Source organism: Faecalibacterium sp. Marseille-Q4164, from assembly GCF_017377545.1.
Taxonomy (GTDB): Bacteria; Bacillota; Clostridia; order Oscillospirales; family Ruminococcaceae; genus Faecalibacterium; species Faecalibacterium duncaniae.
Genome location: NZ_JAFREJ010000002.1, coordinates 249,528 through 266,299, shown reverse-complemented (window position 1 = coordinate 266,299; position 16,772 = coordinate 249,528). Strand labels below are relative to the sequence as shown.

General features: G+C 55.2%; 10 protein-coding genes. 4 read left to right on the top strand and 6 right to left on the bottom strand.

Translation table 11 applies throughout. The features are described from left to right. Positions 1–4: 4 nt before the first annotated feature. The 5 genes from J3352_RS04295 to J3352_RS04275 all read right to left on the bottom strand — a co-directional run bounded on the left by J3352_RS04295 (position 5) and on the right by J3352_RS04275 (position 9,015). Positions 5–3,826: a DNA-directed RNA polymerase subunit beta gene (locus tag J3352_RS04295; protein WP_117533316.1), complete on the bottom strand. Its 3,822-nt coding sequence runs from the start codon at positions 3,824–3,826 to the stop codon at positions 5–7. Positions 3,827–4,268: 442 nt separating this feature from the next. Next, positions 4,269–5,348 (bottom strand): RNA polymerase sigma factor RpoD, encoded by a 1,080-nt coding sequence (rpoD, locus tag J3352_RS04290; RefSeq protein WP_156065490.1) that lies wholly within the window; start codon positions 5,346–5,348, stop codon positions 4,269–4,271. Between the two features lie 41 nt (positions 5,349–5,389). Continuing rightward, a complete protein-coding gene (dnaG, locus tag J3352_RS04285; protein WP_097773650.1) occupies positions 5,390–7,165 on the bottom strand; it encodes a DNA primase in 1,776 nt (591 codons plus the stop codon). A 21-nt stretch (positions 7,166–7,186) separates the two neighbouring features. Next, entirely contained in the window at positions 7,187–8,185 is a 999-nt protein-coding gene (locus J3352_RS04280) for a deoxyguanosinetriphosphate triphosphohydrolase (RefSeq protein WP_097770300.1), read from the bottom strand. Positions 8,186–8,394: 209 nt separating this feature from the next. Further along, positions 8,395–9,015, bottom strand: a complete 621-nt coding sequence (locus J3352_RS04275) for a YigZ family protein (RefSeq protein ID WP_156065492.1) — start codon at positions 9,013–9,015, stop codon at positions 8,395–8,397. Positions 9,016–9,084: 69 nt separating this feature from the next. Between J3352_RS04275 and J3352_RS04270 the strand changes: the two genes are divergently transcribed. Next, entirely contained in the window at positions 9,085–9,627 is a 543-nt protein-coding gene (locus J3352_RS04270) for a hypothetical protein (RefSeq protein ID WP_035393599.1), read from the top strand. A gap of 120 nt (positions 9,628–9,747) precedes the next feature. After that, positions 9,748–10,656 carry a DUF4300 family protein gene (locus J3352_RS04265; RefSeq protein ID WP_242699860.1) on the top strand — a complete coding sequence of 303 codons (909 nt, stop codon included), beginning with the start codon at positions 9,748–9,750 and terminating at the stop codon, positions 10,654–10,656. Positions 10,657–11,088: 432 nt separating this feature from the next. Here the strand turns inward: J3352_RS04265 and J3352_RS04260 are convergent, their stop codons facing one another. Beyond that, entirely contained in the window at positions 11,089–11,952 is an 864-nt protein-coding gene (locus J3352_RS04260) for an AraC family transcriptional regulator (RefSeq protein ID WP_156065494.1), read from the bottom strand. Positions 11,953–12,201: 249 nt separating this feature from the next. Between J3352_RS04260 and J3352_RS04255 the strand changes: the two genes are divergently transcribed. Together J3352_RS04255 and J3352_RS04250 are read left to right on the top strand one after the other, a co-directional pair. Beyond that, the gene (locus J3352_RS04255; protein ID WP_156065496.1) at positions 12,202–13,572 is read left to right on the top strand and encodes an MFS transporter; all 1,371 of its coding nucleotides are present in this window, start codon (positions 12,202–12,204) and stop codon (positions 13,570–13,572) included. A gap of 114 nt (positions 13,573–13,686) precedes the next feature. Next, complete coding sequence (locus J3352_RS04250) at positions 13,687–16,770, top strand: glycoside hydrolase family 2 TIM barrel-domain containing protein (protein WP_156065498.1); 3,084 nt, start codon at positions 13,687–13,689, stop codon at positions 16,768–16,770. The last annotated feature ends 2 nt before the right edge of the window (positions 16,771–16,772 follow it).

The following is a 16,772-nucleotide window of genomic DNA, read 5'->3' as shown; positions in this document are numbered from 1 at the left end:
CTAGTTAAAAATCCACTTCGTCGGAAGCGGGAGCCGCACTGCCGGAGTTGTCATCTTCCAGCACAGAAGGATCATCGAAGCCTGCGTCAGCATCCTTGATGGTGTAATCGTTCAGCAGCTCATTCTCGTTGGTAACAGTCTCGGAACCTGCAACATCACGCATATCAAAGCCGGTCTCTTCGTCGTCGAAGTTCTGGCGCATATCGATCTCGTTGCCGTCCTTGTCCTGGACCACAACGTCCATACCCAGAGACTGCAGCTCCTTCAGCATAACGCGGAAGGACTCGGGGATGCCGGGCTGCGGGATGGGTTCGCCCTTGACAATGGCCTCGTAGGTCTTGACACGGCCCTCAACGTCATCGGACTTGACGGTCAGGATCTCCTGCAGGGTGTAAGCGGCACCGTAAGCTTCCAGAGCCCAGACTTCCATCTCGCCGAAGCGCTGACCGCCGAACTGAGCCTTGCCGCCCAGAGGCTGCTGGGTGACCAGAGAGTAGGGGCCGGTGGAACGGGCATGGATCTTATCATCGACCAGGTGATGCAGCTTGAGGTAGTACATATAACCAACGGTAACGCGGTTATCGAACTTCTCGCCGGTACGGCCATCGTAAACGGTGGTCTTGCCATCACGGTCCAGCTCGATCTTGGAGAAGTCGATGATGTGGCCCTTCTCACCCATGATCTTGGGCAGCTTGGTGGGATATGCGGGAGCATTCTCACCGTGCCACAGCTCACGGGCGGTATCGAAGGTATCGCCGATGTCGTTCTCACGCGCGGAATCGAACACGGGGGTCATAACCTTGATGCCGCATGCCTTGGCAGCGTAGCCCAGGTTGACTTCCAGCACCTGACCGATGTTCATACGGGAAGGAACGCCCAGGGGGTTCAGCACGATGTCCAGCGGGGTGCCGTCGGGCAGGTAAGGCATATCCTCCTGCGGCAGGATGCGGGAAACGACACCCTTGTTGCCGTGACGGCCTGCCATCTTATCGCCGACGCTGATCTTACGCTTCTGAGCGATGTAGCAGCGGACGACCTCGCGGACACCGGGCTGCAGCTCATCGCTGTTTTCAGGAGTAAAGACCTTGACATCCACGATGATGCCGTACTCGCCGTGGGGCACGCGCAGAGAGGTATCACGGACTTCGCGGGCCTTCTCGCCGAAGATAGCGCGGAGCAGGCGCTCCTCAGCGGTCAGCTCGGTCTCACCCTTCGGGGTGACCTTGCCGACCAGGATGTCACCGCTCTTGACCTCGGCACCGATGCGGATGATGCCGCGCTCGTCCAGATCCTTCAGGGCATCCTCGGAGACGTTGGGGATATCGCGGGTGATCTCCTCAGGTCCGAGCTTGGTGTCACGGGACTCGGTCTCGTACTCTTCAATATGGATCGAGGTGTACACATCCTCGCGGACGATCTTCTCGTTCAGCAGGACAGCGTCCTCGTAGTTGTAACCTTCCCAGGTCATAAAGCCGATGAGGGCGTTCTTACCCAGAGAGATCTCACCGTTGCGCATTGCGGGGCCGTCGGCCAGCACCTGACCGGCCTTGACGCTCTCGCCCACTTCAACGATGGGACGCTGGTTGATGCAGGTGCCTGCGTTGGAGCGGGCAAACTTGACCAGCGGGTAGTTGTCCACGCCGCCCTGTGCATTGCGGACGGTGACGTGGTCGGCATCCATCTTCTCAACGATACCGTCGTTCTTTGCCAGAACAGCGGTGCCGGAGTCGGTGGCAGCCTTGTATTCCATACCGGTAGCCACGATGGGCTGCTGGGTGACCATCAGAGGCACTGCCTGACGCTGCATGTTGGAGCCCATCAGAGCACGGTTACAGTCATCGTTCTCCAGGAAGGGGATGCAGGCGGTCGCAACAGAGACCATCATTCGGGGCGAAACGTCCATATAATCGACCTTATCGGCATCGATTTCCAGGATGTCATCGCGGCGGCGGGCAGAAACGCGGGGACGGATGAAGTGCTTGGTCTCATCCAAAGGCTCGTTGGCCTGAGCAACAACGTACTCGTCCTCAACGTCAGCGGTCATATACTCCACTTCATCGGTAACGACCTGATCGATCAGCTTACCGTTTTCGTCGTAAGTCTTTTTGACCTTGCGGTAGGGAGCCTCAACGAAGCCGTACTCGTTGATCTTGGCGTAGGATGCCAGATAGGAGATCAGACCGATGTTGGGGCCTTCAGGGGTCTCAATGGGGCACATACGGCCATAATGGCTGTAGTGAACGTCACGGACCTCGAAACCTGCGCGGTCACGGCTCAGACCGCCGGGGCCCAGAGCAGACAGACGGCGCTTGTGGGTCAGCTCGGCCAGAGGATTGTTCTGGTCCATAAACTGAGACAGCGGAGAGGAGCCGAAGAACTCCTTGATGGCGGCGACCACAGGACGGATATTGATCAGTGCCTGCGGGGTGATAACGCTCTGATCCTGGCTCTGCAGGGTCATGCGCTCACGGATGACGCGCTCCATGCGGGAGAAGCCGATGCGGAACTGGTTCTGCAGCAGCTCACCAACGCTGCGGATGCGGCGGTTGCCCAGATGGTCGATATCATCGGTGGTGCCAACGCCGTGGCCCAGACCGTTCAGGTAGTTGATGGAGGACAGGATGTCCTTCACGGTGACGGTGCGGCCGATCAGCTGGTCATGGTTGCGGCGGAGCATTTCCTTCTGCTCCTCCACATCGGAGGTGGTGTCGAGGATCTTCTTGATCTCATCAAAGGAGCAGCGCTCGTTGATGCCGCACTCCTTGACATCAAAGGAGAAGAAGCCCTGTGCGTCCACACAGCCGTTGGTGATGACCTTGACCTTCTTGCCATCGATGCTCAGAACAACGGTATCCACACCGGCGGCATCTGCCTTCTCGGCCAGCTCACGGGTGATCTTGCCCTTGGCCTCAACGATGATCTCGCCGGTCAGGGGAGCAACGATGTTCTCAGCGGCAACAAAGCCGGTGATACGGCGGGCCAGAGACAGCTTCTTGTTCATCTTGTAGCGGCCGAAACGAGACAGGTCGTAGCGGCGCGGATCGAAGAACAGCATGTTGATCTGGTTGGTAGCGGACTCCACCGTGGGAGGCTCGCCGGGGCGCAGCTTGCGGTAAACCTCCAGCAGGCCCTCGTCCTGGTTCTTGGTGGTGTCCTTCTCCAGAGTGGCCAGGATGCGCTCATCCTCGCCGAAGAAGTTCAGGATCTCCTCATCAGAGGAAAGGCCCAGCGCACGGCACAGCACGGTGACGGGCAGCTTGCGGTTCTTATCGATACGGACATAGAACACGTTGGCGGCATCGGTCTCGTACTCCAGCCATGCACCGCGGTTGGGGTTCATGGTTGCGCTGTACAGGTCGTTGCCCACCTTATCTTTGGCATCTCCGTAGAATACGCCGGGAGAACGGACCAGCTGGCTGACAATGGCACGCTCGGCACCGTTGATCACAAAGGTGCCCGCATCGGTCATCAGCGGGAAGTCACCCATGAAAATTTCCTGGTCCTTGACCTCGCCGGTCTCCTTGTTCAGCAGACGGGCAGTCACGCGCAGGGGGGCAGCGTAGGTCACGTCGCGCTCCTTGCACTCCTTGATGCTGTACTTGGGTTCCTTATCCAGACGGAAGTCCACGAAGCTCAGCGCCAGGTTACCGGTGTAGTCCTCAATGGTGCCGATGTCGTGGAAGACCTCTTTCAGGCCCTCGTCCAGGAACCACTGATAAGAGTTCTTCTGGACCTCGATCAGGTTCGGCATACTGATGACTTCGTCGATGTGGGAGAAGCTCATGCGCTCGGTTTTGCCGAGCTTTACGGGCTTGACTTTCATCATAAAATCAACCACTCCTTACTTTTATACTCTACGGATATTGCGTTATACGGGTCAGATTTGAGCACACACACATAAATCGACCCGTATCCTCCAAGGAAGTTCGTCGCTTTTCACAAACTTTTCGGTCAACACCGTCCAGCCGCTTCCAGTACAGCTCCCTTTTTGGCGCACTAGGCCATTATGTGATACTAATGCAGTATACACCTCAAAAGCCTTGCTGTCAAGCCATTTTTCGCATTTTGGCCCAATATTTTTGTCAAGCCCGCGATTTCATGGTACGCACGGGCGCGTGTAAGCTTTGCGCATTTTGGCTCTTGATTTTTGAGTTTTGCACGTTCTCGCCAAAAACACCCTTGTGCATTTTGTACACCTTGGCTCTTGATGCACACTCTCCCCTGCCCATGCAAAAAGCACCGCAGCTGCCCGCGGTGCCCTTACATACTCATTCTTCCAGATAATCCCGCAGGCGCTTTGCGCGGCTGGGATGGCGCAGCTTGCGCAGAGCCTTGGCCTCGATCTGCCGGATGCGTTCCCGGGTCACGTTGAACTCCTTTCCCAGCTCTTCCAGGGTGCGGGCCTGCCCGTCCTCCAGCCCGAAGCGCAGGGTCAGCACCCGTTCCTCCCGGGGTGTCAGGCTCTTGAGGACGTTTGCCAGCTCCCGCCGCAGCAGTTCCCGCCCGGCCTCGTCCACCGGAACGCCTGCTTCCTCATCCTGAATAAAATCCTCCAGGTGGGCATCCTCTTCCTCGCCCACCGGTGTTTCCAGGCTGATGGGGTCCTGCGCCAGCTGCAGCAGCTCCCGCACCCGGTCGGGCTCCATGTCCAGCCGGACGGCGATCTCTTCGGCTGTGGGTTCCCTGCCGTTTTTGCGCAGAAGCTCCCCTGTTGTCTTTTTTACCCGGTTGATGCTCTCCACCAGATGCACCGGGATACGGATGACCCGCCCCTGATCGGCAATGGCCCGGGTGATGGACTGCCGGATCCACCATGTCGCGTAGGTCGAGAACCGGAACCCCCGGTCAGGTTCAAACTTCTCCGCCGCCTTCATCAGGCCGAGGTTCCCTTCCTGAATGAGGTCAAGGAAGGGCAGCCCCCGCCCGGCATAGCGCTTGGCCACCGAGACCACCAGCCGCAGGTTTGCTTCGCTCAGCTTCCGCCGGGCATCCGCATCCCCGGCCCGCGCGGCCCGGGCAAGCTCCAGCTCCTGTTCCATTGTCAGCAGCGGCACCCGGCCGATCTCCTTCAGATATGCCTTCACCGGGTCATCCAGCGCTACGCCCTCGGCTGAGAGCTCGTGCTCCAGTTCCCCGATCTGTGTTTCATCCAGCATGGGCATGTCCGCTTCTTCTTCGGTTACACGGATGCCCCGGGCTTCCAGCGCCGCATACAGCGCATCCAGCCCGGATACATCGTATTCCTGCTCATCCATAGCCCGGCTGATCTGCTCGGGTGTCAGGGTATGGCGGCGGGCCCGGCCTGCCAGGATCTTTACCAGTTCTTCCGTCTGCGACAATTTCCGCATGATTCTTTCTCCTTCCAGCTCCAGCCGGAGGAGAGGAACGGTCAGTCGTCCGCAGGGTCTGTGCCCTGCTTCTTTTCTCGCATCGACTGGAGATACCGTATCAAATCATCATTGGACATTTCGGCCGCCTTGCCTGCCACGGGGGTGCCCCGGGCAATGCGGTCCAGATAGAGCCGGATATCGTCCGGCGTACAGTTCACATCGCTGTATTGTGCCGCAAGGCGGCTCAACTCATTCAGCGCCTCTTCGCTCACAAAGGGGCGCAGAGTGGAAAGGCTGATTTCGATCCCCTGCTCCTGGCACTGCAGAAATGCTTCGTACAGCTCCTTCTGCTGGGGCAGAACGAACTTTTCCGGGCTGAGCTGGGCCCGCACCTGCGGGATATAGCTGGGCTCCCGGAGCATGGCGGCCAGCAGCCGCTGTTCTGCCGAGGCAACCCCCAGCGCCTGAGAGCCGCCCGCACTGTAAGGCACGCTGATCTGGTGCATCTCACCGGACTGCAGCCGTGCCTGATTCTGCGCCCACCGGCGTTTGCTGTTGGAGCGCTTTACTGCATCGGCAAGCTGGGTCATTATGGCGTTCTTGGAGATGTTCGTCTCCTCGGCCAGCCGCCCGGCGTAGACCTCCTGCTCGGTGGGGTTGGAGCGCTCCGCCAGCATATTCACGGCTTCCTTGACATATTCCAGCCGCTGGGCATCCTGCTTGAGGTCGTATTTGTTCTTGAGCCGCCCCAGCCGGAAGTCCAGCGCGTTGCCCACACCGTCCAGCAGTGCCTTGAACCGCTCGGAGCCATACTTTTTGATGTACTCATCCGGATCTTTTGCACCCGGGATCTGCAGCACACCCACCTTGACCGGGCTGTTGCGGAACAGTTCCAGCGAGCGCAGGGTGGCCTTCTGGCCAGCCTCATCCGAGTCGTAGCTCAGAATGACTTCCTCCGCGTACTGGCTGATGAGCTTTACCTGATCCGGAGTCAGGGCCGTGCCGCAGGCGCAGACCGCCGTGTCGATCCCCGCCTGATGCATGGAAATAACATCCATGTAACCCTCGCAGAGAACGAACCGCCGGGAAGCGCTCTTCTTGGCGATCTGCAGAGCGAACACGGTATCCGACTTGTGGTAGACCAGTGTCTCGGGGCTGTTGACGTACTTGGGTTTGGAATCATCCATCACACGCCCGCCAAAGGCTATGATGTTGCCCCGCAGGTCAAAGATGGGGGTCATCACCCGCTTCCAGAACAGGCAGTAGATCCGGCCTGACTGGCTGCGCTTGAACAGGCCGCTGGCATCCAGCTCCTGCTGGTTGTACCCCTTATCGCGCAGATACTGGTACAGCCCCTGCCCGTCATCCGGTGCATAGCCCAGCCCGAACCGGACGATGGTCTTGTCGTCCAGACCGCGCCGCCGCCAGTAGGCCCGGGCCTGCCGGGCTTCCTCGACCGTGGAGTTCAGGCAGGCGTGGAAGTACCGCGCGGCTTCCTTGTTCATGGAAAGGATGCGGCTGCGCAGGCGGCCCGTCTTGTCGTCCTCCTGCGGTTCCGGCATTCCCGCGCGGGCAGCCAGCATCTTGACCGCCTCGGTGTAGTCGATGCTGTTGATGCGGCGGACGAAGTGGATGACATCGCCGCCCACACCGCAGCCAAAGCAGTAAAAGCTCTGGGTATCCGGGTAGACGTAGAACGAGGGGGTTTTTTCGCTGTGGAAGGGGCACAGGCCGCCATACAGCCGCCCCTTCCGCTTGAGCTGGACATAGTTGCCCACCACATCCACGATATCGGTGCGGCGGGTCAGTTCCTCAATATATTCGTGTGGGATCATTTTGGTATTCCGATGCTCCTTTTATAACACATGCCACTTGCGGGGCACAAAGACATCCTCAAAGGTACGGATGGCAAATTCATCGCTCATGCCGCTGATATAGTCCGTCACTGCGCGGTCGCGTCCTTCCTGATAGGCCAGCTGCAGGTAGAAGTTGGACATCTGTTCGATGTGGGTCAGGTAATACTCGTACAGCTCGGTGAGCACCTTTTCCACCTTCTGTTCTTCCTTTTTGGCGCTGCGATCCACATAGACGGTGCGGTACATGAAATCCTTGAGGGCCAGGAAGGCTTCGTTCTCCTCTGCGCCCACCTGCACATCCCCCTCGCTGCTGCGCAGGATGCTGTTGATCATGGTGGTGATGCGCTGAGACTTCGTCTCGCCCAGCACGGCGGTGCATTCTCTGGGCAGGGTGGCCGGGTCCAGCACACCGGCACGCACGGCATCCTCGATATCGTGGTTCACAAAAGCGATCTGATCCGCCATGCGGACGATGCGTCCCTCCGGGGTAGCCGCCCAGGTGCCCTTGGTATGGGTCACGATGCCGTTGCGCACCTCCCAGGTCAGGTTCAGGCCCCTGCCGTCCTTTTCCAGCTTGTCCACCACCCGCAGGCTCTGCATATAATGCCGGAACCCCTCCGGGCAGAGCTTGTCCAGTGCGCTCTCCCCTGCGTGGCCAAAGGGCGTGTGCCCCAGGTCATGGGCCAGGCTGATGGCCTCGGTCAGATCCTCGTTGAGACGCAGGGCGCGGGCGATGGTGCGGGCGATCTGCGCCACCTCCAGTGTGTGGGTGAGCCGGGTGCGGTAGAGGTCGCCCTCCGGCGAGAGAAATACCTGGGTTTTCTGCTTGAGCCGCCGGAACGCCTTGCAGTGGATGATCCGGTCACGGTCCCGCTGGAACACCGGACGGATAGGGTCCTGCTCTTCGGGCCTCACCCGGCCCCGGCTGGCATCGCTGAATGTTGCCCAGGGGGCCAAGGTCAGCCGCTCGATCTCTTCGGTGCGCTGTCGTACATCCATCAGGAACCCTCACTTTCTGTTTTCTCCCCCTCCTCTCGCACGGCGCAGCCGATCCCCATGCCGCGTCTGCGGCAAGTATAGCACACCCGCCCTGTCGAAGGGGGAAATTTTTTGTCTTGGAACGAATAAAATTTCTCGATCCTGCTGCCGCTCGCCAGACTTTCCCGCAGGGAAGCCTGTGTCATAACGGCTGGCAGTCAGCTTTCAGGTCAGAATGGAGCGTAGAACGGCTGCGATACGCTCACCTGTGCAGCGCCCCGGGTCAGCTCCCGGAGCTGCTCCAGCAAGGGCGGCTCCGTACCCTCGGGCATCTGCCAGCGCAGGGTGACACGGTCGGTGAACTGAGGGTCTGCAAGCTTTGCCCCCGCCGCCTGGATGAGTAGCGCCGCCCGCTCATAGAGTGAGTAATCCACCGTCACTTCCAGCTCCACCACACTGCGCACCGTGACCACCTCGGCGGCTTCCAGCGCGCGGGCGGTGGCGGTGGTATAGGCCCGCACCAGGCCGCCGGTGCCCAGCAGCACGCCGCCAAAGTACCGGGTAACGACCACGATGAGGTCAGTCAATCCGCTGTGCTGCAGCACTTCCAGCGCCGGGGTTCCCGCCGTCTTGGCCGGTTCACCGTCATCGGAGTAGCGCTCCCGGTTGCCCTCCCGCAGGCGGTAGGCATAGACATTGTGCCGGGCCGTGCGGTTGGCTGCCCGCACCTGCTCCAAAAAGGCCACCGCCTTTTCCTCGCTGTCCGCAAAGGAGAGCTGCGCAATAAAGCGGCTCTTCTTTTCCTCATATTCGCCGGTGGCCGTGCCCCGGATGGTGCGGTAATCCTCCACGCTGGTTCCTCCTGCCCATTGATTTGATTTAATAAGTATAGCATAAATCCCGGCAAAGAAAAAGCCTGCTTGCTGGCACTGCGTACCGTAAAACTCCCGTTTCAATCTTCACGAGTGATTTTTCTTGGAAGAAGCCCCGCCGAAGAACATCTGCCCGGCATTATACAAGCGAAAGAATGTATGAAAAAGAAGAAACACATCTCAGAAGAGCAGCATTATCTCTGTGAAATCGGTCTGGAAAAGATGCCATATGGATCTTCCTGGCGCTACAAATCTTATACAGAGGAAAGCCTCACGCACATCAAGATTACGGCCTATTATAATGTGGACGAGGCGTTTCTTCAAACTCCCACTGCAGCATGGGGAAACCTATGGGATTGCCGTGCCGCGCTTCGCAAGTTGGTATCCTCCGTCTATCTGGAAAGCGATTTGAACCTTCCATTCGGAAAAAACGGAAAATTCTTATTCCAACTTGGGCATACTCCTGTTGTGTCCGACATGAAGAAAATCGTTCAGAAAACTGCCGCATTGTCTTTCCCCAAATGGGCGTTAGCCGTATGGGATATGGATACTGCAACAATATATATGGTCAAATGCGACAGAAGTCATTGATTTTCTTTGTTTATCTGTGATACCATTCGTTACGAGACCAACGGCGTTGCTCTCTTCGCTTATGGTTGAGACTCCGGCACTCAAAGAAACTTTCCAAAAAACACAACGAGGTGACCATTTTTGAAACGTCGAACTTTTCTTGTCTGCACCGCTGCACTTTTTTGCGGTGCGCTTCTGGCAGGAGGCTGCACTCAAAAAACTTCTCAGCCCGTCCTTCAGCAAATTGAATACTCCAATTTGGCAGATTCGGATACACAAGCTCTTCTTTCCAAGCTTTTGCAGGATGCCGGCGTATCCGACCTACGGATACAGACCTTCTTTGATCATGTGCAAAAGTTCAACAATGCTGTGGACCCGGCATGGCTCACCACAGGGTTTGAAAATGCCAAGCCTTCGGATCTGAAATACGATCCTTACTCCATGCAGGACGCATGGACAGAAAAATACGATACCTTCCCCGGCTGGAACTGTCGGATTACCGCTTGTGGGCTGTTCGGTGATTTTATCACTGTCACAGGCAAGGCAGACCTTGACTCAGCCGAGGACACCCTGTTTATGGACTATGAAACGCTGGATTCTGACCCGGAATCCCTTTGCGGCGATGAACGGCAAAAGTTTGATGCGCTGTTCGCCCCGGTTAAAACCACCAATACGACCGATATTCCTACCCATTTGAAAACGATTCAGCAGGAATGGAAGAAATGCGGTCTCTCTTTCGCGGAAGATGATAAAATTCGTCTTGTCTCCGTGATTCTGCACGATCAGTTCTCTGAAACGGACAATTCTCTTATGATCGGTCATGTCGGCGTTATGCTTCCCACATCGGATGCAGTATATTTCGTCGAAAAGGTCGCTTTTCAGGAGCCGTATCGCTTGTTGAAGTTCAAAAATCGAACCGAGTTGAGCGATTATCTGATGCAGAAATACGACAACTCGTGGGGACAGGATACCGCCCACACCTTTATTATGGAAAATTCAGACCTGATGGACGGCTGGCGCATTCTTGACAAACAGAAAGACGCAAGCTAAAAGCATCGCATTCATTGGGAATCGTTCAGTCTGACAGACCATTCGCCCTCTGATACCAAAAGGACGCTGCAACCTCTCACCCAGAGGCGGCAGCGTCCTTTTTATATCGGAATGTTTGGTTCGCAGGGGAACTCCGTGCTTATGACAGCGTGTTGATGAACTCCACAAAGGAGGACATATTTGCATTGAGCCAACCGATTGTATGAGGCTCTTCATAGGAGCATTGCATTATCCAGTATGAGGCTAGAAGAACTGACACTGCTCCCTAAAGTAAAAAATGGTAGATACCATTTTTTCAATAAGCATACAGCCGCTCCATGCAAAGTTCCTGCTCTGCCATGATGGAATCATCCGTTGGGTCGTAGACTTGTTGGCTGTGGATCGCATTTTTATCGGCATGGTTCTACTCTTCTTATTTATAAGGAATCCTTCTCATTTTTCAGTAGATTCTTCCAGATTCTTTCGGTACTGTGCCGGACTGACACCATACTCTTTCTTGAACACCCGGCTAAAATAGAGTGGGTTATCATACCCTACGATCTCTGCAATTTCTCCAATATTGTATTCGGTGTTCTCCAATAAGCTTTGTGCATTTACCATCCGAAGGGACAGGATGTATTGTGCAGGGCTTATTTTCATGTACTGCTTAAAATTACGGATAAACCAGTTCGTACTGATATGCAGTGATTCTGCGTAATCGTCCACACTGACCTTTGTATTATAATTCTCGTTAAAGTAGGCAACGGCGGCTTCGATTTCTTCGGGGATGCTTGTAGTTGTTTTCTCGCTTTCCTGCTGTTGCCTGCTTACTAAAAACAGAATGATGTTGAAGAGAGAAGCAATATAGTCTTCATAGCCATATTCACATTGTTGCAGTTCCCGGATGATCTTTCGGAACAGCATTTTGTAATCCGGCAGTGTGCCGCTGTAAAAAACGTGCTTGTCCAAGGGTATTCCGTGATAGTTCAGGATGTTTTTGACATCATATCCTGTAAAGTGAATCCAGAACACCTCTGGATGATCTTCTACATAGTAGACATACTTCTGGATTTCTTTCGGCTGATAAAGCACCATGTGTCCAGAAGTCACCACTTCCTCAACACCATCGAACCAGAAGTGTGCTTTACCAGATGCCACATAGAGGATTTGATAGTCTCTGCGACCCTTTGCCCAAAAAGTAGGCAGCTTAGGGCGTTTTTTCAAGCGATAAGTGCCGCAGCTGCCTACGACCAGCGGCTTTGAGTAGTCTTTGAAATCCAAACGGGAGTTGTGCAAGTATCCTGAGTTGAAATACATCCCTGCGTCCTCCTCATCTTCAGAGATTTTACAGTGATTTGGGAAATGTTCTATCAAAAAATTACAAACTCTTTGATTTTGTGCATATTTTGTTCCATCTTGTCTATATCTTTTCGATCCATTAGATTCTATAATATTTTCAGACGAAACGCAAGAGATTTGGGCAACTTGCGTAATGAGAATTCCAGTCTGAAGTGCGCAGCAGATTGGTCGCGCCCACACAAAACAAGCAAGATGGGAGAAAGCACAATGACTGGAAAACGTTATCTAAAGTGGTATAATAAAGTCGGCTATGGTTCAGGCGATATTGCAGGCAACGTGGTGTATGCATTCCTGTCCTCCTTCGTCATGATCTATCTGACCAACACCGTTGGCCTGAACCCCGGTATTGTCGGCACTCTGATTGCAGTTTCCAAACTGCTGGACGGTGTGACGGACATTTTCTTTGGTTCCTTGATTGACAAAACGCATTCTAAGATGGGCAAAGCCCGTCCTTGGATGCTGTACGGCTACATTGGCTGTGCCATTACGCTGGTGGCAATTTTCGCCATCCCGACCAATCTGGGACAGTTTGCACAGTACGCATGGTTCCTGATCGCATATACTCTGCTGAACGCTGTATTCTACACTGCCAACAACATTGCTTACTCTGCACTGACTGCTCTCGTCACGAAGAACAGTGCCGAACAGGTCGAGATGGGTTCTTGGCGTTTCATGTTCGCCTTTGCCACCAGCCTGCTCATTCAGTCCATCACGCTGGGTGCTGTTACGGCATTGGGCGGTGGTGCTGCCGGTTGGCGCACTGTTGCAATCATCTACGCCATCATCGGTCTGCTTGTCAACACCCTCTCCGTTTTCTCCGTGAAGGAACTGCCGGAAGGCGAATTGGTGGATACCACCGACAAAAAGGAAATCGAGCAGGACGAAAAGTACAATCTGGTTCAGGCTGCAAAGCTGCTTGCTGGTAACAAATATTATATGATGATTTGCGTCACCTACATTTTGCAGCAGATCTACGGTGCCATGATCAGCATGGGCACCTACTATGCAACCTACATCCTTGGCAACCAGAATCTGTTCGGTGTATTCTCTTGGGCAATCAACATTCCTCTGATCATCGCCCTGGTGTTCACCCCGACCTTGGTTGCAAGGTGGAATGGAATGTATCAGCTGAATGTAATGAGCTATACTCTGGCAACGATTTCTCGTGCACTGGTTGCTATAGCTGGTTACATGGGCAGCGGCAATGTGACCTTGATGCTGCTCTTTACTGCAATCGCAGCTCTTGGTCAGGGTCCTTGGCAGGGCGATATGAACGCTGCGATTGCTGCTTGCTCTGAATATACTTGGCTGACGAAGCATAAGCGCGTGGATGGCACGATGTACTCCTGCACTTCTCTCGGTGTGAAGCTGGGCGGCGGTCTGGGTACTGCCATCACCGGCTGGCTGCTGGCAGCAAGCCATTTTGACAGCGCTCTGACCGTTCAGCCGGATTCCTGCATCAATATGCTGAAGATCATGTATCTGGTGATTCCGTTTGCTCTGGATGCCATCATCACCTTCATTCTCTCTCGTATGAAGGTCGAAGAAGCAAATGAAAAACTGCGTGCAGCAGTCTGATAACAAGCCATTATCATTTCTCCTTCATCTGCTGTTCCCCGGAGGAATCGCTGGATTCCTCCGGGGAGGCTGGAGAAATATTATAAAATTATAAAAGGTAAATGAGGAAATACTATGGCTGCATTTGATTTTGCAAAAGTAAAAGACCCCACCTTTTTCAAGGAAAACGTGCTGAATGCTCATGCAAGTTTCCGTACTTACGCTTCCCGCGAAGAATATCGGACAGGCTCCTCTTCTTTGGCGCTGAAGCTGGACGGTATCTGGAAATTCGCCTACGCAAAGAACTACACCAGTGCCATCCCCGGCTTTGAAAAGACAGATTACGATTGCAGCGGCTGGGATGACATTCATGTTCCGGCACACATCCAGATGGAGGGCTACGACATTCCCCAGTACGCGAATATTCAGTATCCGTGGGATGGCCGTGAAGAAGTACAGCCGGGCGAGATCCCGCAGCGGTTCAATCCGGTGGCAAGCTATGTAAAATACTTCGATCTGCCGGAATCCATGCAGGGCAAGCCCGTCCACATCGAGTTCGAGGGTGTGGAAAGCGGCATGGCTCTTTGGCTGAACGGGTCTTATGTGGGTTACACCGAGGACAGCTTCTCCGCACACGCATTCGATCTGACTCCCTATCTCCAGCCGGGCGTGAACAAACTTGCTGTGCAGGTGTTCAAGTGGACCTCCTCCAGCTGGTGCGAAGATCAGGACTTCTTCCGCTTCTCCGGCATCTTCCGCAGCGTGTGGCTGTACGCCATCCCCACCGTGCATCTGGAAGATATATCCGTCAAAACGCTGTTTTCCGGGGATGATTTTACTCATTCCACGCTGGAAGTTGCATTGCAGGTGGAGGGTAAGGGCGCAGCCCGTCTGACCCTGCGCCGCAGTGAACTGGAAGTGTTCTCCGAAAAAATCGCACTGAACGGCGGCTCTGCTCTGTTCAGCCATGCGGTGGAGAACCCCCACCTGTGGAGTGCAGAGGACCCGGCTCTGTATGAACTGGAAATCGAGCTGCTGGACGATGCAGGCCATCTGGTAGAGGTGACCGGGCAGGAAGTCGGTTTCCGCAAGTTCGAGTTGAAGAACAATCGGATGCTGCTCAACGGCAAGCGCATCGTGTTCAAGGGTGCCAACCGTCATGAGTTCAGCTCCATTACGGGTCGTGCTGTGGGCGTACACACCCATGAGGAGCTGCTTCGGGATATCATCACCATGAAGCAGAACAACATCAATGCCATCCGCACCAGCCATTACCAGAATCAGGATGAACTGTACGACCTGTGCGACGAGTATGGTCTGTATCTGATCGCAGAGAACAATCTGGAATCCCATGGCACATGGGACATCCATCAGGCGGGCATTCGCGGCATCGAGGGCGTTTTGCCCAATGATAAGCCGGAGTGGAAAGCTGTCTTGTTTGACCGCATGAATTCCACTTACCAGCGTGACAAAAATCACCCTGCTGTTCTGATCTGGTCTCTGGGCAACGAATCGTTTGGTGGTGAGACCCTGCTCCAGATGGCCGAGATGGTCCGCCGCTTTGATGACACCCGTCTGGTGCATTACGAAGGTGTGGTCAATGATCCCCGCTTCCTCGAAACCACCGATATCGAGAGCCATATGTACAGCACTGTCAAGGACATTAAAGAGTATCTGGCACAGGGCGATAAGCGGCCTTATATCGAGTGCGAATATTCTCATGCTATGGGCAACTCCAACGGTGCTTTGCACAAGTACACGGAACTTGCCGACCAGAAGGACTGCGGCTATCAGGGCGGCTTCATCTGGGATTACATCGACCAGTCCATCTGGAAAAAAGACCGCTACGGTAAGTGGTTCCAAGCCTACGGCGGCGACTTCGGTGAGCGTCCTACCGACTATAATTTCAGCGGAAACGGCATTGCCTACGGTGGTGACCGTGCTCCTTCTCCCAAGATGCAGGAGGTCAAGTTCTGCTATCAGAACATCGCCATTTCCATCGACAACTCTGGCTTTGAAGTCTGGAATAAGAACCTGTTCACCTCTACGGATGCTTTCGACTGCGTTGCACTGCTGCATCGTGATGGAAAGTTGTATCAGCAACAGGAACTGACCAATATTGATGTTGCTCCCGAAGAGCGTTCCAGCTTCCCGCTGCCGTTTATGGTTCCTGCGCTCCCCGGTGAATATGCAGTGACCATCAGCTTCCGTTTGAAGGAGGACACCAGCTGGGCAAAGAAGGGTCATGAAGTCGCCTTTGGACAGGGTGTGATCGCTGTGGTTCGTTCCATTCCCAGCAAGAAGGTCACGCCGTTTACCGTTACGCACGGTACACACAACATCGGTGTCCGGGGTGAGAATTTCGATGTTTTGTTCTCCGATCTGAATGGCGGCTTGACTTCCTACCGCTATGCCGGCAAGGAGATGATTCAGGAGATTCCCCGTCCCAACTTCTGGCGCGCTCCCACCGACAACGACTGCGGCAACAACATGGGCGGCGTTCGCGGTCAGTGGAAGCTGGCAAGCCTGTACGCTACCACCAAGGGCATCGGCAAGGAGATTCCGTCTGTTCATGGCGGCGCCATCCTCCAGAACCCCACCTGCGAGGTGGAAGCCGACAGCGTGGTCGTGACCTATCTCTATAACCTCCAGACCAGCCCCGCAGCAGAGTGCAGCCTGCAGTACCGTGTGTTCGGTGATGGCCGCATCCAGACCACCCTGCACTATGACCCGGTGGAAGGACTTGCAGCAATGCCGGAGTTCGGCGTACTGTTCAAGATCGACGCTGACTACGACACGGTGGAGTGGTACGGAAACGGCCCTGCGGAGACCTACTGGGATCGTCAGCATGGTGCCAAGCTGGGCATTTACCAGAACAAGGTCGCAGACAACATGGCACAGTACCTTGTGCCGCAGGAGTGCGGTGCAAAGACCGCTGTGCGCTGGGCAAAGGTAGTGGACCGCAAGGGCCGCGGGCTGCTGTTTACCGCAGATGCCGCAAAGCCCATGTTCTTCTCTGCGCTGCCCTACACTCCCCATGAAATGGAGAGTGCCAAGCATCCTTACGAGCTGCCCCCGGTCCATTACACGGTCATCCGTGCCATCGGCGAGCAGATGGGCGTTGGCGGCGATGACAGCTGGGGTGCCAATGTCCACCCGGAGTATATTCCTGATGTGACCAAGCCTGTGGAGTTCACCTTTACGTTCCGTGGCATCTGACC